Source organism: Providencia sp. PROV189, assembly GCF_028480065.1.
Lineage (GTDB): Bacteria > Pseudomonadota > Gammaproteobacteria > Enterobacterales > Enterobacteriaceae > Providencia > Providencia stuartii.
In genome coordinates, this window is the sequence record NZ_JAMPOG010000005.1 from 130,967 (window position 1) to 151,195 (window position 20,229).

A 20,229-nucleotide genomic window follows, 5' to 3' on the forward strand; every position below is an offset into this window, starting at 1 on the left:
TGCTAAATCGAATAATGATACTACTAATGTTAAATATATCGGAAAATTATTAATTCAACTCATCTTTTATTGATGACTGAAAATAGATTGCATTGATTTGATAATCTAAAAATTGTTATTTCTTTATTTATTAACATTATGACAGTATATTTATTGTTATTGAATTATATGCGTGCTAATGTTGCTAGTTATTATTAGTGGTATAACTAGGTGATTTTGTGGTGAAATTATCAGAAAGTTTTTATTTAACAATTTGTATAGTGATAAGTTTTATTGTTACTTATTATATTGCAGGTATTGATGCGACGTTATGGAGCTCGCTATCAACACTTCATGGTTATACTATTTTTAATAAAGCCACACGTTATAAAAATATAATTTATTCATTATTATGCTCGCTGTTTGTTTTTGTAGGAACTGCACTTGGCTACTATTTAGGTTTTAGCTATCTATTTTTTATTGTTTTATTCTTATCACCTTTTTTCTACTATCAACTTTATAATGTTGACTCCTCTTTAGAGATGTCATTTAAGTACTTTATGATTTTCTTCATCATAGGGGCGACATTGAATAAATCCAGTTTTGATGGTCTGGTGATAGGGTTACTGATCGGGACGTTCATAACACTAACCTTTTGTTATAGTATCAGTAAACGGAAGAAAATTACCTTTTTTCAAATTAAAAGGTATATTTCATTAAAAAGGGATAGGGTCACTTACCATTTGATCTGCCAGTCACTGATCTACGCAGTTGGTTTATTATGTTGTGTCTTATCATCAAGAGCAATCAACGTTGATCACTTCTTTTGGGCGCCTTTGACCTTTATTTTTGTATTAAATCCTAAGTTAACAAATATTGTTAAATTAACTCGTGATAGAGTGATTGGCACATTGATTGTTGTTTTTGTTCTTTACTTGGCATTTAACGCATCGGTATTAATGCCATACATTGGTTTTGCATTAATTCTTCTCTTTTCGTTTTTAATTCCAATTAGTAATACAAAGAAAAATAACGTATTTGGAACAATTTGTCTCACAGGGCTTGTATTATCGCTTATTGAAATGTCGATTTACTTTAATAATGTTGACTATCACTTATTGTCCGAAAGGATCATGGAAACATTGATAGGGGGTCTATTTGCGATAGTAAGTAGCTACTGTATTAAATTGGTTATGAAAGGTAAGTAATCAATATTATTAATATAAAGCAATGTGTAGCCTTCGTTTTCTGTTATGGAATGAGGCTACATCCAAAAATTGTTCGCTTTATTTAATCTAAATATTGATTTTCTTGATGTTCTATTGCTTTTTCGATTCGTATCAACGCTTGTCGGCAACGGTATAAACGGCCGGCTAATGCGGCGATATCTTTTTGGCATTGGTGGCGTTGTGCCTGATTGGTTAGACTGTTTAGCTGTAATTCGCGTTCACTCACCATTGCTAATAAACGGCGCTCATAGTCTTGATGTTGGGATAAACGCTCATATAGGTCGACTTGCTCTTTCTTTTCTTGATAATGACTCTCCTTTTTACGTAAGCCCTGTGTCGATAGTTCACGAGATAGCGCTTGAATTTGGTGAGCAATTTTTTCTGTCAAAAAGTTAACTTGTTCTTTATGGTTGAGTGACACACTGTGACAAAGTTGCTGATACAACTTATCTAACTCTTTCTGGCAATCTCCTAGATGCGTTGATTTTGTACTAAAAAGCTGAGTATCAAAGCGAGCGTGTGAAAATTCCTGATCTGCAATAGGCGCAATACGAGCTTGCAATGCGTCAATTTGCGTTTTTAGCGCATCTAAAAGAGGCTGTACTTTCATTTTTGTTCTCGCTAAAAGTGAAAAATCATGGAAAATTGATGTGTAACAATAAAACTTGCCGCAAATAAGCAGCCCCTTATTGCATTTTTATGGTACTTTAAATAGATTCTACCTTTTCGTGTTTACTATACTGATTGGCACTTATTATGACTGCTAAAGAGCAACAACTGCAATTAATTAAAGAAAGTATTGCAACCATCCCTAATTACCCAAAAGAAGGGGTGCTATTTCGCGATATTACCACACTATTAAATAACCCTGCTGCTTATCAGGCCACCATCGATTTGTTGGTTGACCATTACAAAGATAAAGGGGTAACTAAAATTGTAGGTACTGAAGCCCGCGGTTTTCTGTTTGGTGCACCAGTCGCATTACGTTTAGGGGTTGGTTTTGTTCCTGTACGTAAAAAAGGGAAATTGCCCCGTGAAGTATTAAGTATGACCTATGACTTGGAATATGGTACAGATACTCTTGAAATCCATCGAGACAGTATCCAGCCTGAAGATAACGTCTTAGTCATTGATGACCTGCTGGCAACAGGGGGAACGATTGAAGCGACAGTAAGAATGATCAAGCAACTCGGTGCTAAAATTGTTGATGCTGCCTTCATTATTAGCCTACCTGATTTAGGTGGCGAGGAGCGCCTTGCCGCAGAAGGGATCCACTCATTTAGCTTAGTCGAGTTCCCAGGTCACTAATTCTCGTTTCCTCACTATTTTCCTTACTATTTTTATCACGGTCTCGCCGTAAGGGCAGAGGCTGTGGTAGCATGGTGCTATATACCATGTTTAGAAACTGCATAATTCATGAGCTATCAGGTACTTGCCCGTAAGTGGCGCCCCCAAAAATTTTCAGATGTCGTAGGTCAACAACATGTATTGACCGCGCTTGCAAATGGTCTGGAACACCAGAGGCTTCACCACGCCTATCTTTTTTCAGGCACTCGTGGTGTCGGCAAGACGACAATTGCTCGTCTGTTTGCTAAAGGTCTTAACTGTGAAACGGGGATCACTGCGACACCTTGTGGTAAATGCACAAATTGCCAAGAGATAGAACAAGGGCGGTTTGTGGATTTGATTGAAATTGATGCGGCATCCAGAACAAAAGTGGAAGATACGCGAGAGCTACTGGATAACGTTCAGTATGCCCCTGCACGTGGACGCTTCAAAGTTTATCTGATTGACGAAGTTCATATGCTATCGCGCCATAGCTTCAATGCGTTGTTAAAAACCCTTGAAGAGCCGCCTGAACATGTCAAATTTCTTTTGGCGACGACAGATCCGCAAAAATTGCCAGTGACTATTTTGTCACGTTGCTTGCAATTCCACTTAAAAGCGTTGGATGTCAGCCAGATCAGCGAGCAACTTGAGCATATTCTCACCGCAGAAAATATTGAACACGATACTCGCGCGCGCCAACTGATCTCTCGCGCCGCTGATGGCAGTTTGCGAGATGCCCTCAGCCTAACTGACCAAGCGATTGCTATGGGGCAAGGAAAAGTGACGGCAGATATTGTCAGTCAAATGCTCGGCACGCTCGATGATGAGCAGCCACTCGCTATTATCGAAGCCTTGGTTCGAGCTGACGGTATTGCGGTCATGTCAGAGGTAGAGCATGCGGCGAGCCGAGGAGCGGATTGGGAGAATTTGCTGGTTGAAATCCTCTCCTTGTTGCATCGTATTGCCATGATCCAGCTGTTACCAGCCGTTAAAGAGACGGATCCATCATCGACAGAGGGGCGGCTCAGGCAAATTGCCCGAATGATCTCGCCTGCTGATTTACAACTCTTTTATCAAACTTTGCTTGTTGGTCGTCGAGATCTTCCCTATGCCCCTGAGCGTCGCATGGGGGTTGAAATGGCGCTGTTACGTGCACTGGCATTCCATCCCAAAAGCATTATTGAGGAGCCAGTGACACCCACGGTAGTGGCTGCACCAGCACCGACAGCGATAGAGCTTGCTCGTTCTGTACCGCCTAAGCCAACAGCGGCAACAGCAAATGCCGCAATATCGGAAAATAGCCCGACATTGCAGCTACTAAAAGCAAAGGAAGCGTTACACTCCTCTCAAAATGAGGGACCTGACGCAAAAAAGAATAAACCGGCCGCGCCTGAAAAGGCTAAGCCGGCGATGTCAGCACTTGAGAGGCTGGCCGCCGTCACTAGCCAGCACCAACAAAATATGGCTAGCCGCGCATCTGACGCAAAAAAAGCGGCGAAACCAAAACCTTATCAGTGGCGTCCACAGTCTGAAGAGGCTAATACCAAAGAGGCGGTTACAACACCAACAGAAATAAAAGAAGCGTTGGAATATGAGAAAACCCCGGAATTAGCCGCGAAAATTACTGAAGAAGGTCGGGCGCGTGATAGCTGGTCTGCCGAGATCGCACAATTAAATATTCCTAAGCTGGTTGAACAATTAGCTTTGAATTCATATATAGAGAAAATAGACAGCTCGCACATTGTACTTCATTTACGCTCAGCACAGCGTCATTTGAATAAGCCTTCAGCGCATGAAGCGTTACAAAGTGCATTGAGCCAACATTATGGTCAACCTGTTGAACTGAAAATCGTTCAAGATGATAATACGGCAGTAAAAACGCCACTTGAATGGCGACAGGCGATTTATGAAGAGAAACTGGCGCAAGCCCGTCAGTCAATTATTGCGGATAAAACGATTCAAAAGCTACGCTCAATGTTTGATGCGCAGCTAGATGAAGAGAGTATTCGCCCCGTTTAACGCTACAGTCTCTGTTAGTAAGCTGTAGCCTCAGTAGTGAGAGATAACTATGTTTGGTAAAGGTGGTTTGGGCAATTTGATGAAACAAGCCCAACAAATGCAAGAAAAAATGCAGAAAGTTCAGGAAGAAATCGCCAATCTAGAAGCAACAGGCGAATCTGGTGCCGGCCTAGTCAAAGTTACCATCAATGGTTCACATAACTGCCGCCGTGTTGAAATTGATCCGAGTCTTCTTGAAGATGACAAAGAGATGCTAGAAGACTTAATTGCGGCAGCATTTAATGATGCGGCTCGCCGTATCGAAGAAACGCAAAAAGAAAAAATGGCAAGTGTTTCCAGTGGAATGCAATTGCCACCAGGCTTTAAGATGCCGTTCTAATGCAAACAAGTCCGCTTCTTGAATCATTGATGGAAGCCTTGCGCTGTCTCCCTGGTGTAGGACCAAAGTCAGCGCAGCGTATGGCATTTCATCTGCTTCAGCGTGATCGTAGTGGCGGCATGCGCCTTGCGCAGTCGCTCACTCGAGCCATGTCTGAAATTGGTCATTGTCGCGATTGCCGCACCTTTACAGAACAAGAGGTGTGCAATATTTGTGAAAATCCACGTCGCCAACAAAACGGGTTGATCTGTGTGGTCGAAAGTCCAGCAGATATCTATGCTGTTGAGCAGACAGGGCAATTTTCTGGGCGCTACTTTGTACTGATGGGGCATTTATCACCCCTTGATGGTATTGGGCCGATGGATATTGGGCTTGATAGGCTAGAAGAAAGGTTGTCTTCTGAAACCATTATCGAAGTGATACTTGCGACAAACCCAACTGTAGAAGGTGAAGCGACGGCAAACTATATTGCACAAATGTGTGCCCAATATGGGGTGGCTGCAAGCCGCATTGCGCATGGCGTACCTGTCGGTGGTGAATTAGAAATGGTTGACGGCACAACGCTATCGCATTCACTTGCGGGTCGTCAGCGCCTCTAATTTTTACTCCAAGCTACAGCTTTACAGGCTTCCTAACTATCTGAGTCACATACTTAGGTATGCGACTTGGAGTGCGTACGCTTACGGCCCGCTGTAGCTCGCAGCTTCCCGCCTTTCGCCATTCTTTTTTCGCTTTTCGTTAGCTGTTATCTTTATTGCCGTAATGCATTTTTTACCTTAATGAGTTGAATTCCTATTTTTTGCCCCCAATTAAACTCCATCGATAAGTCAAAATTATCCCATTAGATTGATGATATAAGAGGCATTAATGAGTATGAAAGGACAAGAAACTCGTGGGTTCCAATCCGAAGTTAAGCAACTTCTCCAGTTAATGATCCACTCTCTTTACTCAAACAAAGAAATCTTTTTGCGTGAACTTATTTCAAACGCATCTGATGCGGCAGATAAATTACGTTTTCGTGCACTTTCAAAGCCTGAGTTGTATGAAAATGATGGTGAGTTACGTGTTCGTATCAGCGCGAACAAAGAAGATGGCACCCTAACAATTAGCGATAACGGTATCGGTATGAGCCGTGATGAAGTGATTGAGAACTTAGGGACTATCGCTAAATCAGGAACAAAAGCCTTTTTAGAATCTCTGGGAAGCGACCAAGCGAAAGATAGCCAAATGATTGGTCAATTCGGTGTTGGTTTCTATTCTGCATTTATTGTGGCTGATAAAGTGACCGTCCGCAGCCGTGCGGCTGGTGCAGCAGCAGATCAAGGGGTATTTTGGGAATCAGCAGGTGAAGGCGAATACACTATCGCTGATATCGAAAAAGCCGATCGTGGTACGGAAATAACCCTTCATTTACGCGAAGATGAGAAAGAATTTTTAGATAGCTGGCGCTTGCGCTCGGTAATCAGCAAATACTCTGACCATATTGCATTGCCTGTTGAGATTGAAGTTAAGAACGAAGAAGATGGCACTATCACTTGGGAAAAAATCAACCAAGCGAAAGCACTGTGGACGCGTAATAAGTCTGAAATTTCCGATGAGGAATATACCGAGTTTTATAAGCATATCTCTCATGACTATGCAGACCCACTGACTTGGTCTCATAACCGTGTTGAAGGTAAACAAGAGTACACAAGTTTACTGTATATCCCTTCACAAGCCCCGTTTGATTTGTGGAATCGTGAGCAACGCCATGGTTTGAAATTGTATGTTCAGCGCGTCTTTATTATGGATGATGCAGAACAATTTATGCCAAACTATTTACGTTTTGTCCGCGGTGTATTGGATTCAAACGACCTACCACTCAACGTGTCGCGTGAAATTTTACAAGACAGCGCATTGACTCGTAGCCTACGTAGTGCACTCACTAAACGTGTTCTGCAAATGTTAGAAAAATTGGCGAAAAACGACGCAGAAAAATACCAATCTTTCTGGCAACAGTTCGGTTTAGTGATGAAAGAAGGGCCTGCAGAGGATATGAGTAACAGTGAAGCTATCGCTAAACTGTTACGTTTTGCATCAACCCATAACGATAGCAGCGTGCAAAATGTGTCTTTGGAAGAGTATGTTGCTCGCATGGTTGAAGGTCAGGAAAAAATTTATTACATCACTGCTGATAGCTATGCTGCCGCGAAGAGCAGCCCACATTTAGAGCTATTCCGTAAGAAAGGCATTGAAGTATTGCTACTTTCTGATCGTATCGACGAATGGATGATGAACTATCTGTCAGAGTTTGATGGCAAACAGTTCCAATCTGTTAGTAAGGCTGATGAGTCACTAGATAAGCTGGCGGATGAAAACAAAGCTGAGCAAGAAGAAGCTGATAAACAGTTAGAGCCATTTGTTGAGCGAGTAAAAACGTTGCTGGGTGATCGCGTCAAAGAGGTTAAGTTAACGCATCGTTTAACGGATACCCCAGCGATTGTCACGACCAATGCGGATGAAATGAGTACTCAAATGGCGAAACTCTTTGCTGCAGCGGGTCAAACAGCGCCAGAAGTTAAATACAACTTTGAACTGAACCCTTCACACCCATTGGTTAAAAAAGCATCTGAAATAACGGATGAAGCGCTGTTTGCAGATTGGGTTAATGTGTTACTTGATCAAGCGCTATTCGCTGAACGCGGTACCTTAGAAGATCCAAACTTATTTATCCGCAAAATCAATGAATTATTAATGAAATAATGAGATAATTGATTTTCGTTTTTGAGCAAAAACCACGTTTTAGCGGGCGCTTTAGCGTGGTTTTTTTCTTTTGCGAAAGAAGTTAAATGCGAAAACGTTTACGTGTCTTCTTGAGTAAAGCGGCATGCTAATGGTATGGTATCTTGTTTTCTTTTCAAATTATAAAAAACTAAATAGCAAGGGGTTTACGCAATGCGTATTATTTTGCTCGGTGCTCCAGGCGCCGGTAAGGGCACTCAAGCTCAATTTATTATGGAGAAATTTGGTATCCCACAAATTTCAACTGGCGATATGTTACGTGCAGCAGTTAAAGCAGGTAGTGAGCTAGGTTTAAAAGCAAAAGAGCTAATGGACAATGGTAAATTAGTGACTGATGAGTTAGTGATTGCATTGGTTAAAGAGCGTATCAAACAAGATGACTGCCGCAATGGTTTCTTGTTGGATGGGTTCCCACGTACCATTCCTCAAGCAGACGCGATGAAAGAAGCAGGCATTAATGTCGATTTCGTATTAGAATTCGATGTGCCTGATGAAATCATTGTTGAACGTATTATTGGTCGCCGTGTGCATGCGCCATCGGGTCGTGTTTATCATGTGATATTTAACCCACCTAAAGTTGAAAACAAAGATGATGTCACTGGTGAAGAGCTGACTATCCGTAAAGATGACCAAGAAGACACCGTGCGTAAGCGTCTGGTTGAATACCATGACTTAACAGCACCTTTGGTTGCTTACTATCAAAAAGAAGCTGATGCGGGTAACACCAAATACTTCAAAATCGATGGTACACGCAAGGTCACTGAAGTGAGTGAAGAATTAGCGAAGATCCTTGGCTAATATTCAACAATAGTTATCAACAAAGGCAGCGATTATCGCTGCCTTTGCTTTTCAAGCATTAGAAAACAATAAAAGACAATATTTTGTGATATAAAGTTGGGAATAATTATCATTAAGGAGTAATTACCATGTCAAAAAGTCAATACGGCATTTTATTGGTTAACTTAGGAACCCCTGATTCCCCAACAACCCCAGCAGTGAAACGTTACCTTGCAGAGTTTTTAAGCGATGTACGAGTGATTGATGTTTCACGTACGATTTGGAAGCCTATTTTATACGGTATTGTCTTGCCATTTCGCTCACCAAAAGTGGCTAAACTCTATCAATCGATTTGGACAGAAGAGGGGTCACCCTTACTTGCTTACACGCTACGTCAGAAAGCAAAGCTATCAGCTTGTTTTCCTGATATCCCAATGGAAGTTGGGATGAGCTATGGTTCACCATCATTGAAAAGTGCAATTGATTCATTAATGAGCCAAGGTGTGACAGAGTTGATTGTGCTACCTTTATATCCACAATACTCTTGTTCAACCACCGCCGCAGTTTATGATGGGATCTCGGCAATTTTCCGCCAAATGCGCACGATACCGTCCTTACATTTTATTCGTAGCTATGCGACGCATCCTGCCTACATTCAAGGGTTGGTCAATTCCATAGAGCAAAGTTTTGAGCAGCACGGGGAGCCTGATCGATTAATACTGTCATTTCACGGTATTCCTAAACGCTATGCAGACACTGGGGATATTTACCCTCAAGAGTGTGAAGCAACGACACGTTTAGTCAAAGAAGCCTTGAATTTCCCAGCAGAGAGAGTATTGATGACCTATCAATCTCGGTTTGGGAGAGAGCCGTGGTTAACCCCTTATACTGATGAAACGATGAAGCAATTACCCTCACAAGGTGTAAAGTCAGTACAAGTTATTTGCCCCGGATTTTCAGCGGATTGCTTAGAGACACTAGAAGAAATTAGTGAGCAAAATCAACATTTTTTCAAAAGTCAGGGCGGAGAATCGTATCATTATATCCCTGCGTTGAATGATAATGATGATAGTATTAACTTATTTAAATTACTTATTACTAGTACAATAAATACAATCTAAAGTTGTAATTGATATTAAATATGGCGTTAATCGATATATCATAAGTATCAAAATTCACTATACTAGTTAATATAAAAAGTTAATTTATTGTTAATATTTGTATTTTATTGGAACTGATATGAGCACTGATAGAGAGTCACCGGATGGCAAAACCGCAAAAGGAAAGCAAGTCTCACCATTTAACTCACAGCAAAGCGATGAAATCGATTTGATGGCTTTATTCGCTGTTTTATTAAGGAATAAGCTTCTTATTATCGTTATTACTGTTGTTATCACGCTTATCAGTATATTTGTGGTATTTCAGTTGCCTCAAAAGTGGAGCAGTACGGCTGTTGTCATCCCACCTTCTTCTGAGGAAATTAAAGATATCAATACATTGAGCGCACAGTTGAGTGTGCTCGATGTTAAGATTGATTTATCGGCACAGCAGATCTTTAATGCCTTTATTGACCAGTATCGTTCGAAAGTTAACCAAGAAGCTTATGTTCGGAGTACCAATTACTTCAAAAAGTTGTCAGAGCAAGTGAATTCTACAGATAAAGAAAATGAGCAGCAGCGGCTAGTCAATACTATTATTTCGAATAATATCGGCCTTAAGGACCAGTCAAAAGAGAAAAACAGTACCTCTAGCGACATCATACTGACTTTTGTGGCGCCAACACCTTCTGAGGCTCAAGACTTACTGTCTGGTTATGTTCGCTATACGGCAACTAAGGTTAGAGAGCAGTTTAAGAAAGATATTCAAAATGCGATTGCACAGCAATTGGTCTATGCTAATGAAACTTTTAAGCAAGAAGTGACAAAGATCCGTTCTGAATATGATGTAAAAGTTGAAAGGTTAAAACGTGCTATTGATATTGCAAAAGCAGCGGGTGTGCGCAAGCCCATTGTTAGTGATTCGGCAATCATTAGTGATGACCCCGATTACCCTATTGCATTAGGTACGGAAGCTCTTGAGAAGAAGTTAGCGATTGAATTACAAAACCGTGATATCGCTCTGTTGAATGAAGACCTACAAATTCGCCAACATTACATTAAAAATCTATCAGAGCTTGATATTGATACCCTTGACTTTATCCCTGCTAAATTTATGTTAGCGCCGGATCTACCCACTCAAAAAGATTCACCTAAATCAGTATTGATTATCATGCTGAGTGCTATTTTAGGCTTTATTCTGAGTTGTGCTTATGTACTGTCGCGCGAGCTATATCGCGACTATCACAAGAATAATAGCTAACTAAAAAGTGTTATTGATGTAAGCCAGCGCCTTTGTCTAAGGTGCTGGTTTGCATTTATCGTGCTAGAATAGTGCCATGTATACTCTCTAATTTATCCATTATGAAATTCCCCGGTCAACGTAAATCAAAGCACTACTTTCCTGTTAGCCTCAGAGATCCGCTGTTACAGCCTATTAAAGAGCGTTTAGATGATGGCGAAAACTGCCAATCTTATATTGTCGGTATCGATCAAACACTGGTCGATATTGAAGCTAAAGTCGACGATGCATTCATTGAACGCTATCAACTCAGTAAAGGTCACTCTTTAGTGATTGAAGATGATGTTGCAGAGGCTTTATATAAAGAGCTAACCAGTAACGCATTAATCACACATGAGTATGCCGGGGGAACCATCGGGAATACGCTGCATAACTACTCCGTGCTGGCGGATGATCGCTCGGTGTTATTGGGAACGATGTGCAATAACATTCAAATTGGAAGCTACTCTTATCGCTATTTATGCCATACATCGAGCCGCATGGATCTCAACTATTTACAAGGGGTCGATGGGCCAATTGGTCGCTGCTTTACCCTTATTGCTGAAAACGGTGAGAGAACCTTCGCGATTAGCCCAGGGCATATGAATCGTCTACGCCCTGAAAGTATCCCAGAAGAGATTATTGCTGGCGCTTCGGCGTTAGTTTTGACCGCTTATTTGGTTCGTTGCAAGCCCGGTGAAACCATGCCAGAAGCCACGATGCAGGCGATTAGCTATGCTAAAAAGCATAATGTTCCCGTTGTATTAACACTCGGTACTAAGTTCGTGATAGCGCAAGACCCCCAGTTTTGGCGTGATTTTCTGGCTGAGCATGTCTCTGTTGTCGCGATGAATGAAGATGAGGCGTTAGAGCTAACAGGGTGTAATGACCCGTTGTTAGCTTCGGATATGGCTCTAAATTGGGTCGATCTTGTGCTGTGTACGGCGGGGCCATCAGGGCTATATATGGCAGGTTATACGGAAGAAGCATTTAAACGCACCACCCAACACCCATTATTACCGGGCGCTATTCCTGAATTTAACCTCTATGAATTTAGCCGCGCAATGCGCCAGCAAGATTGTGAAGTTCCTATGCGCATATACTCTCATATTGAGCCTTATATGGGGGGACCTGAAAAGATCATGAATACTAATGGTGCAGGAGATGGCGCGTTATCCGCATTGCTACACGATATCACCGCAAACTCCTATCATCGCTTCAATGTGCCTAATTCCAGTAAGCATACGCGCCAATATCTAACTTACTCTTCGCTTGCTCAAGTGTGCAAATATGCAAACCGCGTGAGCTATCAAGTCTTGACTCAACATTCGCCGCGTTTAACGCGTGGCCTACCTGAAAAAGAAGACAGCTTAGAAGAGTCCTATTGGGAGCGTTAATACGCAAGCCTTTACATAATGCCTCATTGTTTGAGCAAAACAGTGGGGTATTTTTTTACCTCAATGCCAGAAAAAAATTCCCCCACATCGTGGGGGAAGAGGACACAAAAAATATCATCAATAATGGTTTAGGCGGGGATGAGTATAACGACTTATCTATGCTAAAAAGTGGAGAAAATGTGAATCTATTTATTATTAATTATTCTATTTTAGAATTTTTAATAGTGAAAAATCGCATATTAGTCGGGGGCGAACAGTTCACGCTCTCTCAGTAAACCAGTCATGATTGAAAAGAGTAAGCTGCATCCCTGATACAGGGATTAACATAACAGAATTACCAGATAAACAAAGGGAAGCCGAAGCTTCCCTTAAACGTGTTTTAATGAGAGGGTTTTAGATATTCATCTAGGCTTTTACCTTCACCGGCTGTGGGAGAAGGGTCATCATCCATTGAGCAACCATATTCAGTGACATCATTACACATAAAAGTTGCCATCGCTTTAGCAATTTCATGTTCACCAATAATAATATGCTCAGCACCACGCTCTTTAATAAAGCTGACTTCATCATCGTAGTGCGCGCGAACAATCACTGTGATATCTGGGTTTAGCTCTTTAGCATGCGCGACGATTTCACCTGCTTCATAACCATTTGGAATGGTAAGAAGCAGCGTTTTTGCACACTCAATACGAGCAAGGCTGATGATATCTCTATTAGCACCGTTACCTAAAATAGCACTGAACCCGTTTTCTGCTAGCTCTTCAAATTTAGCGCGAGTATCTTCAACCACGACTAATGGGATATCACGTCTACGCAGTTTATCTGCCAGCATAGTTCCTACACGACCGTAACCAACGATAATTGCATGGCCACAAATATCGACAGGAATTTGAGTTTCTTCTTCCAAAGTCTCTTCGAGTAACTGTTCTTCGGCGGTTTCGGTCTTCTCTAAGTACTTATCCAATAAGCTGAACAGCACTGGGTTAAGCATAATAGAGACAATGGCACCGGCTAACACAAGGTTTTGTGCCTCTTTATCCATCACGCCAAGCGCCATTCCCATCCCCGCTAAAATAAAGGCAAACTCACCGATTTGGGCAAGGCTGACAGAGATGGTTAATGCGGTTCGCCGCGAGTGACCAAATAAACGCACAAGCACCAACGCTGCGGCGGATTTACCCACAATGATAATAGCGAGAACAGCAATCACACCTAATGGGTGATCAATAATGACCACAGGGTCAAATAGCATACCAACAGACACAAAGAATAGAACAGCAAACGCATCTCTGAGCGGTAATGTGTCTTGTGCTGCACGGTGGCTTAGTTCTGACTCATTTAATACCATACCAGCAAAGAACGCGCCAAGAGCGAAGGAGGCATCAAATAAGGCGACAGCCGCATAGGCGATACCTAATGCAAGTGCCAATACAGCCAATGTAAACAGTTCACGAGAGCCGGTGGACGCGGTGCGCGATAAAATCCAAGGTATGACTCTGCGGCCAATCACTATCATGAGGATAATGAAGGCGACAACTTTACCTATTGTCCATGCAAGACCGATGAGTAACTCACTTAAGCTGGCTTGCTCTGAATTCATAATCGCGGCGGCGGCTGGTAGTAGTACCAGTGTTAATACCATTGCCAGATCTTCAACAATCAACCAGCCGATAGCAATTTTACCGCGTTGGCTGTCAATCAGTTGCCGCTCTTCTAAGGCGCGAAGTAACACTACGGTACTGGCTGTGGATAAACAGAGGCCGAAAACAATCCCTGAAAAGGTTCCCCAACCAAAAAGGGTGGAAAGGCCTAAACCTAACAGTGTAGCAACCGCAATTTGTGCAATAGCACCGGGAATGGCGATGGTTTTAACCGCCATAAGATCTTTAAGCGAAAAGTGTAACCCAACGCCAAACATCAGTAGGATAACACCTATCTCAGCGAGTTCAGGTGCAAGTGTTGTATCGGCAACAAAACCAGGTGTAAAAGGACCGGCCAAGACTCCAGCCGCAAGATACCCCACTAGAGGGGAAATTTTTAATCGCTGAGCGATCATACCTAACAAATATGCAAGGGCGAGACCACCAACAATGGTTGTGATTAAGGGCGTAGAATGCTCCATTTAGTCTCCTTTTATTAATTTGAATTTTTAGGAATAAAGTTCCCGTATTTTGGAATGCGCTTTGCATATAATTCTATTTTATCGTTATTTGAGAAAAATTTCCTTAAAAAATTTCAATGTTTTTCAAATAAAAGTACTGTATTAGTGCTAAATCGTTACAAAGATGTCATTTTTATGATTTTTTATTGAATTTTAAGTGGGATATAGAAGGAAATGCCCATACTTATTTTTCAATAAGTATGGGTGAAATAAAGAGAAATGGTTATTTTTGTTCTAAATTTGGTAGTAGTACAGTGAAAATTCCTAATAATGGTAGAAAAGCACAATATTGATAAACTTGTTCAATACTGGTCTTATCGGCAATCTGCCCTAGCACTGCCGCTCCAACGCCTCCCATACCAAATGCTAATCCAAAAAATAGCCCTGAAATCATGCCTGTTTTACCGGGGATGAGATCTTGTGCGTAGACTAAAATGGCTGAAAATGCAGAAGCTAATATTAATCCGATAATAACGGTCAAAATACTGGTCCAGTACAGGGAAGCATGCGGTAGCATTAGCGTGAAAGGCGCAACGCCTAAAATAGAAAACCAAATAACATATTTGCGCCCGATCTTATCGCCAACAGGCCCACCAATCATGGTTCCTGCTGCGACGGCAAAGAGAAAAATAAACAGATGGAACTGGGCGTTTTGTACACTAACACCAAATTTATCAATGAGATAAAAGGTATAATAGCTACTAATGCTGGCTAGATAAAAGTACTTGGAAAAAATTAAAATCAGCAATATCGTCAATGAGCCAATCACCGCTTTACGTGGTAGTACTTTGACTTCCACGTGACGAACTGGTTTTTTGCTGGTGGTGCGATGCTGTTGCTTATACCAACGGCTCACTTGCAATAAAACCACAATAGCTAATAAGGCCGCCAGAGAGAACCAGCCAACGTTCCCTTTACCATATGGCTCAATGATGAGTGCCGCGAGTAGCGGGCCTAATGAGGAACCTAAATTTCCACCGACTTGGAAGAACGATTGTGCAAGGCCATGTCGCCCCCCTGACGCCATACGCGCAACGCGAGATGATTCAGGATGGAATACGGAAGAGCCTGTTCCTACCAGCGCAGCAGCAAGCAAAATAACCGGGAAGGTTTCCGCCATAGCGAGTAGCAACAAACCTGTTAGCGTAAAGCCCATTCCGATTGGGAGTGAATAAGGTTGTGGATGTTTGTCAGTATAATAGCCAATGATCGGTTGTAGTAGTGATGCCGTAATTTGGTAAGTCAACGTGATCAAACCAACCTGTGCAAAACTTAATGAAAAGTCGGATTGCAATAACGGATAAATAGCTAATATCAAAGACTGGATCATATCATTCAGTAAATGAGAGAAGCTAATTGCGGTTAGAATACTGAAAACGGTTTTGCCTGTTTTGCTGATAGGCTTTGATGGTGCGGTATTGCTAGAACTTGTTGTTTGGTCGCTCATAGTTAGTAACTTCTAGTTGTGTTGCACAATTGTTATCAATATAGCGTATTTGTAATTTATTTGAACTAATAAATATCACGATAAAAAAAGTCACTCGTGTCATTATTTTGATTGATGTCTCACTTTAATGAAACAAGCATCATTTTATGCACTGGTTATCTAATTATGATCGCGGTTTTGTGCTATATACTCATCATACTTCAACGCGTGGTGCTACTGACGGCGCTCATTCGTATGAGACACAGCCTGCCTTATATTTCTATGGTAATACGTCCGTGACGTATCTTAAATGATATAGAGTATAAGATAGGCGGTGATATTAAACTTATTATCTACTTATACCGCACAAAATTCCTATATCGGCAGGGAGAAAGAGATGAAATTAACCTTTAAAGCATCGGTATGCGCATTAACGGTATCTTTAGCACTGTTGCCTATCGCACAGGCAAATGCTTGGGAAAAAGATAAAACCTATAACATCACCATTTTGCATACTAATGACCATCATGGTCACTTCTGGCATAACGATCACGGTGAGTATGGCTTAGCGGCTCAAAAAACGGTGGTTGATGAAATCCGTGATGAAGTTGCGAAACAAGGTGGAAGCCTATTGCTGCTTTCTGGTGGTGATATCAATACAGGTGTACCTGAATCTGACTTGCAAGATGCAGAGCCTGATTTTAAAGGGATGAACTTAGTCGGTTATGATGCGATGGCATTAGGTAACCATGAGTTTGATAATCCGCTTGAAGTGTTACGTACCCAAGAAAAATGGGCTAATTTCCCATTCTTATCTGCCAACATTTACCAAACTAGCACCGGTAAACGCTTGTTCAAGCCTTATCAAATTTTTGATAAGCAAGGCGTCAAAATCGCCGTATTAGGATTGACCACGGACGATACAGCGAAACTCGGCAATCCAGCTAATTTCCCAGACGTGGAATTTAGAACGCCATCGGTAGAAGCGAAAAAAGTGATTGAAGAGCTGCGTGAGACTGAAAAGCCAGACATTATTATTGCAGCCACCCATATGGGGCACTACGATGACGGTCAACATGATTCGAATGCACCGGGTGATGTTGAAATGGCTCGTAGTTTACCTGCTGGATATTTAGATATGATAGTAGGTGGTCACTCACAAGATCCCGTTTGTATGTCTGCGGAGAATAAAAACTATAAACAAGTCGACTATGTGCCGGGAACACCTTGTGCACCTGATAATCAAAATGGCACTTGGATCGTTCAAGCCCATGAATGGGGGAAATATGTCGGTCGCGCAGATTTCGAATTTAAAAATGGTAAGTTCACACTGAAACATTACCAATTGATCCCTATCAACTTGAAAAAGAAAGTGACTAAAGAAGATGGCACCACTGAGCGTGTCTATTACACTCAAGAAATTGCGCACAACCCAGAAATGATGAAGTTACTGACACCTTATCAAGAGAAAGGGGGTGAGCAGCTGAATGTTAAAGTTGGCTCTGTTGAAGGCAAACTCGAAGGCGACCGTAGTAAAGTTCGTTTTGTGCAAACTAACATGGGGCGTCTCTTGTTAGCGGCACAAAAAGAGCGTGCAGGCGCTGATTTTGCAATTATGAGTGGCGGCGGTGTCCGTGATTCGATTGAGAGCGGTGATATTACATATAAAGATGTTTTAAAGGTACAGCCATTTACGAATGAATTAGTGTATGTTGACTTCAAAGGCAGCGAAGTGCTTCCATATTTGCAGGCTGCTGCGAACATGAAACCTGATTCAGGCGCTTACGCACAGTTTTATAATGTCAGCCTGACTGTTAATCCGGATGGTAGCATCAGTGACGTGAAAATTGATGGTAAGCCAGTTGATCCTGAAAAAACTTACCGTATGGCAACACTGAATTTTAATGCTATAGGTGGTGATGGCTATCCGAAAATCGATAATCATCCTAACTACGTCAATACAGGGTTTGTCGATGCGGAAGTGTTGAAAGGCTATATTGAAAAACATTCACCACTAAAAGCGGCAGACTATGAACCAAAAGGCGAAATTGTTTATAAAAAATAATGCCTAAGTCGCCTATTAATAACATTTCAATAGGCGAGTGAACTGCTTACAAGGCCTGATCCCAGACAGTAACTGGGGTCAGGCCTTTTCGTTTGCTTTCATACTTTCATCTGCTTGCAATAGGCGAGTTATTGCCGTGTGCAAATGGGGGATAAAATCTTTTTTAGAGTAAGTCGCGAACTGGATTTGCGCCTTAAAAAAGGGTAATTGATGCGCTAAGGCGGGATATTTATTGTGTAGCCGAGTGATATGTTCATCTAATGTATCTGGCCAGTCTGTGTCGTTAGGCGTCCGTAAAATATTTGTAGAGCGGATAAGTTTCTTAGAAGCTTCTTTGGATAATTTTAAGAACGTTGCCTGATCATCCGTACTTGCCATTTTCTGAATGTAATCTAAGAGAGTGGTGTGATAATCACCATTGACGGCTAAGGCGATGGCCCTTGATGGGCGGAATAGGGGAAAATATCGGGAAAGGTCGTCACCATAAATGATACGGCAATGGTGCTTTAGCCAGTATCCCCAACTGTTGGTGTTATTCGGTGACAGAACCTCCTGTTGACTGGCTATATCGAAATCCACCTTTGGAACAATAGGGTAAAGTCGAAGGCTATTTTCGCCTATCTTGCTGAGCGCTAAAGCCTCTGTGTTATCAATATTGCCGTGAAAAATAACACAGAGATCCAGATCGGATTTAGGAGGAGTAGCTTTGCCACGTGCAACGCTACCATAAATAAAAATACTGCAAATTCTATCGCCATACTGAGCGAGTAGTTGTGATTGAACAGATGTGAGTAGTTCTTGATATCTCGCGGGTATAGGTTGCTTTTTTAATGTGCAGATATAGCCATTTTCATCAACTGCCATTTTTGAGTACCTTTTTCATGATGAAGATTGCAGTAACAAGGAGCGTTTTATTCCCCCTTTATCTCGAGAAATCTATTTTGTGATCTGACCAAAAATAACGTAAATCCAGCAAGTTAACAAATGCCGTTGGTTAAGCTTACTAATTTTGCACCTTGAAAGAGGTCATCTACGGTATGTCTTTATGATCGATCACGGAAGCAGGCTCCGGTGGTGCACCAAGGATAACATTAGGCCAGCGCAATACAGCGGCTGACGCTTCTGTTTGTCCTCCGTAGGCGTATAACAGCATAATGCCGCCGGGCTTAATCGATTTTTGTATCGCTGCGGTATACAGATGGATCGGCATCATGGCGGGGCCATTGTAAGCAAATTGAGGAAATGTATTGATGACCCGTTTGGTTTCGATCCCCAATACATTAGCGGAAAACTCGGCATGCCAAGCTGTCGGGGCATTGAGTGCGACACAATCGATATCGTTAATAGAGAGTTTTGCTTTGGCTAATGCGCCTTTTACGGTCTGTTTAAGGTAATATTCCGCTGTTGAACGTAGCACGTGGGTTACTGGCTTATTGAAACTGAGGCGGATATGTTGCGCTGTTGGCGAATATTGGTCTTCGACGACCTTAAAGCACCAAGTGCCACATGTTTCACCAAGGTGTAACGATTTAGAGCCCAGCAGGCCATATCCTTCTTTAACAGGGCCTACGATGAAGGCGGTGGATGCGTCACCATGAAAACGCATGGCGGCATTGTCGTCGTCAAGTGCCCGAGAGAATAGTGCTGTGGCAATGACTAATACCTTGTTATTTAAGCCGCTGCTTACCAAGCCACAAGCTGTTAGTAATGCTGACATCGAGCTATTACAGGTTGTCCCAATATTAAAGGCGCCACCACCGATACCGAGTGCCTGTGCGATATAGCCTGCATCACCACAACCAATATGGTCATCAAACATGGAAGTGACAATGAGGCAATCTATATCACTAGCGGCGACTTTTGCGGCTGATAACACCTTGGTTGCTGCTTTGATCCCGAGTGAGGAAGCGCTTTCATGATTGACCACGACTCTGCGCTCGACACTGCCTAAAAAGGGATCGGATAGATAAGGTTGCATGGCTTTATCATAAAGAGACTGGTGTTGGTGAGTTGAAAATTTAGGTGAATGAGAAGAGGTGATGGCCTTTTTATCCCACCATGCATTAGTGCGTAAACCTTCTGGTAAATGAATGGCAACAGCTTGAATTCCAACTGATAACATAGGTTCTCCTTACATGGTTTCTATGATGATGCCAAATGCATTGAGCGTTCATAACATTCATCGCAAATAAAACAGAAACGGTTTTTAACCTTTAGGAGTCTGTTTGAGTTGTTATTATAAAGACGGATATAAATTATTATTTTATTTATACGGTAAATAATAATTTTTGGATTTTTAAATGTAATATAA

General features: G+C 41.8%; 16 protein-coding genes. 11 read left to right on the forward strand and 5 right to left on the reverse strand.

The genetic code is table 11. The features are described from left to right. Positions 1-221: 221 nt before the first annotated feature. Positions 222-1,187, forward strand: a complete 966-nt coding sequence (locus tag PR833_RS04645; protein WP_014656558.1) for an FUSC family protein — start codon at positions 222-224, stop codon at positions 1,185-1,187. Positions 1,188-1,269: 82 nt separating this feature from the next. On the opposite strand, the gene priC is transcribed toward PR833_RS04645, so the two are convergent. Continuing rightward, complete coding sequence (priC, locus tag PR833_RS04650) at positions 1,270-1,818, reverse strand: primosomal replication protein PriC (RefSeq protein ID WP_053110366.1); 549 nt, start codon at positions 1,816-1,818, stop codon at positions 1,270-1,272. 146 nt (positions 1,819-1,964) lie between these two features. Between priC and apt the strand changes: the two genes are divergently transcribed. The 9 genes from apt (at position 1,965) to PR833_RS04695 (ending at position 12,266) form a co-directional block, all read left to right on the forward strand. Then, positions 1,965-2,516 carry an adenine phosphoribosyltransferase gene (gene apt, locus PR833_RS04655; RefSeq protein ID WP_004922439.1) on the forward strand — a complete coding sequence of 184 codons (552 nt, stop codon included), beginning with the start codon at positions 1,965-1,967 and terminating at the stop codon, positions 2,514-2,516. 108 nt (positions 2,517-2,624) lie between these two features. Further along, complete coding sequence (gene dnaX, locus PR833_RS04660) at positions 2,625-4,556, forward strand: DNA polymerase III subunit gamma/tau (RefSeq protein WP_272525919.1); 1,932 nt, start codon at positions 2,625-2,627, stop codon at positions 4,554-4,556. Between the two features lie 49 nt (positions 4,557-4,605). Next, on the forward strand, positions 4,606-4,935 hold the full coding sequence (locus PR833_RS04665; protein WP_004922433.1) for a YbaB/EbfC family nucleoid-associated protein: 330 nt from the start codon (positions 4,606-4,608) through the stop codon (positions 4,933-4,935). Beyond that, positions 4,935-5,534 carry a recombination mediator RecR gene (recR, locus tag PR833_RS04670; RefSeq protein ID WP_004922431.1) on the forward strand — a complete coding sequence of 200 codons (600 nt, stop codon included), beginning with the start codon at positions 4,935-4,937 and terminating at the stop codon, positions 5,532-5,534. Before PR833_RS04665 ends, recR begins: the two co-directional genes overlap by 1 nt. Positions 5,535-5,802: 268 nt before the next feature. Beyond that, on the forward strand, positions 5,803-7,677 hold the full coding sequence (gene htpG, locus PR833_RS04675; RefSeq protein WP_004922423.1) for a molecular chaperone HtpG: 1,875 nt from the start codon (positions 5,803-5,805) through the stop codon (positions 7,675-7,677). Positions 7,678-7,869: 192 nt separating this feature from the next. Further along, positions 7,870-8,514, forward strand: coding sequence for an adenylate kinase (adk, locus tag PR833_RS04680; protein WP_272525920.1), 645 nt, complete (start codon positions 7,870-7,872; stop codon positions 8,512-8,514). A 128-nt stretch (positions 8,515-8,642) separates the two neighbouring features. After that, complete coding sequence (hemH, locus tag PR833_RS04685; RefSeq protein WP_014656553.1) at positions 8,643-9,614, forward strand: ferrochelatase; 972 nt, start codon at positions 8,643-8,645, stop codon at positions 9,612-9,614. Between the two features lie 118 nt (positions 9,615-9,732). Beyond that, entirely contained in the window at positions 9,733-10,851 is a 1,119-nt protein-coding gene (gene wzz(fepE), locus PR833_RS04690) for an LPS O-antigen length regulator Wzz(fepE) (protein ID WP_004922411.1), read from the forward strand. A 101-nt stretch (positions 10,852-10,952) separates the two neighbouring features. Next, positions 10,953-12,266: an inosine/guanosine kinase gene (locus PR833_RS04695; protein WP_004922409.1), complete on the forward strand. Its 1,314-nt coding sequence runs from the start codon at positions 10,953-10,955 to the stop codon at positions 12,264-12,266. A 379-nt stretch (positions 12,267-12,645) separates the two neighbouring features. On the opposite strand, the gene ybaL is transcribed toward PR833_RS04695, so the two are convergent. Further along, complete coding sequence (ybaL, locus tag PR833_RS04700) at positions 12,646-14,388, reverse strand: YbaL family putative K(+) efflux transporter (protein ID WP_004922404.1); 1,743 nt, start codon at positions 14,386-14,388, stop codon at positions 12,646-12,648. Between the two features lie 262 nt (positions 14,389-14,650). Then, a complete protein-coding gene (locus PR833_RS04705) occupies positions 14,651-15,874 on the reverse strand; it encodes an MFS transporter (RefSeq protein ID WP_004922399.1) in 1,224 nt (407 codons plus the stop codon). 376 nt (positions 15,875-16,250) lie between these two features. Here PR833_RS04705 and ushA point away from each other — a divergent pair, with 376 nt between their 5' ends. After that, entirely contained in the window at positions 16,251-17,918 is a 1,668-nt protein-coding gene (ushA, locus tag PR833_RS04710) for a bifunctional UDP-sugar hydrolase/5'-nucleotidase UshA (protein WP_272525921.1), read from the forward strand. A gap of 78 nt (positions 17,919-17,996) precedes the next feature. Here the strand turns inward: ushA and PR833_RS04715 are convergent, their stop codons facing one another. Both PR833_RS04715 and PR833_RS04720 read right to left on the reverse strand, forming a co-directional pair. Beyond that, a complete protein-coding gene (locus tag PR833_RS04715) occupies positions 17,997-18,782 on the reverse strand; it encodes a nucleotidyltransferase domain-containing protein (RefSeq protein ID WP_004922395.1) in 786 nt (261 codons plus the stop codon). Between the two features lie 166 nt (positions 18,783-18,948). Then, on the reverse strand, positions 18,949-20,040 hold the full coding sequence (locus tag PR833_RS04720; RefSeq protein ID WP_272525922.1) for a 3-oxoacyl-ACP synthase III family protein: 1,092 nt from the start codon (positions 20,038-20,040) through the stop codon (positions 18,949-18,951). Between the last annotated feature and the right edge of the window lie 189 nt (positions 20,041-20,229).

What these genes read in the sequence shown, in the direction of transcription:
- PR833_RS04695 (WP_004922409.1), top strand. Translation starts at nt 10,953, where the DNA reads ATGAAATTCCCCGGTCAACGTAAATCAAAGCACTACTTTCCTGTTAGC.
- priC (WP_053110366.1), bottom strand. Translation starts at nt 1,818, where the DNA reads ATGAAAGTACAGCCTCTTTTAGATGCGCTAAAAACGCAAATTGACGCA.
- hemH (WP_014656553.1), top strand. Translation starts at nt 8,643, where the DNA reads ATGTCAAAAAGTCAATACGGCATTTTATTGGTTAACTTAGGAACCCCT.
- dnaX (WP_272525919.1), top strand. Translation starts at nt 2,625, where the DNA reads ATGAGCTATCAGGTACTTGCCCGTAAGTGGCGCCCCCAAAAATTTTCA.
- ybaL (WP_004922404.1), bottom strand. Translation starts at nt 14,388, where the DNA reads ATGGAGCATTCTACGCCCTTAATCACAACCATTGTTGGTGGTCTCGCC.
- PR833_RS04665 (WP_004922433.1), top strand. Translation starts at nt 4,606, where the DNA reads ATGTTTGGTAAAGGTGGTTTGGGCAATTTGATGAAACAAGCCCAACAA.
- ushA (WP_272525921.1), top strand. Translation starts at nt 16,251, where the DNA reads ATGAAATTAACCTTTAAAGCATCGGTATGCGCATTAACGGTATCTTTA.
- htpG (WP_004922423.1), top strand. Translation starts at nt 5,803, where the DNA reads ATGAGTATGAAAGGACAAGAAACTCGTGGGTTCCAATCCGAAGTTAAG.
- PR833_RS04705 (WP_004922399.1), bottom strand. Translation starts at nt 15,874, where the DNA reads ATGAGCGACCAAACAACAAGTTCTAGCAATACCGCACCATCAAAGCCT.
- recR (WP_004922431.1), top strand. Translation starts at nt 4,935, where the DNA reads ATGCAAACAAGTCCGCTTCTTGAATCATTGATGGAAGCCTTGCGCTGT.
- PR833_RS04720 (WP_272525922.1), bottom strand. Translation starts at nt 20,040, where the DNA reads ATGTTATCAGTTGGAATTCAAGCTGTTGCCATTCATTTACCAGAAGGT.
- PR833_RS04715 (WP_004922395.1), bottom strand. Translation starts at nt 18,782, where the DNA reads ATGGCAGTTGATGAAAATGGCTATATCTGCACATTAAAAAAGCAACCT.
- apt (WP_004922439.1), top strand. Translation starts at nt 1,965, where the DNA reads ATGACTGCTAAAGAGCAACAACTGCAATTAATTAAAGAAAGTATTGCA.
- adk (WP_272525920.1), top strand. Translation starts at nt 7,870, where the DNA reads ATGCGTATTATTTTGCTCGGTGCTCCAGGCGCCGGTAAGGGCACTCAA.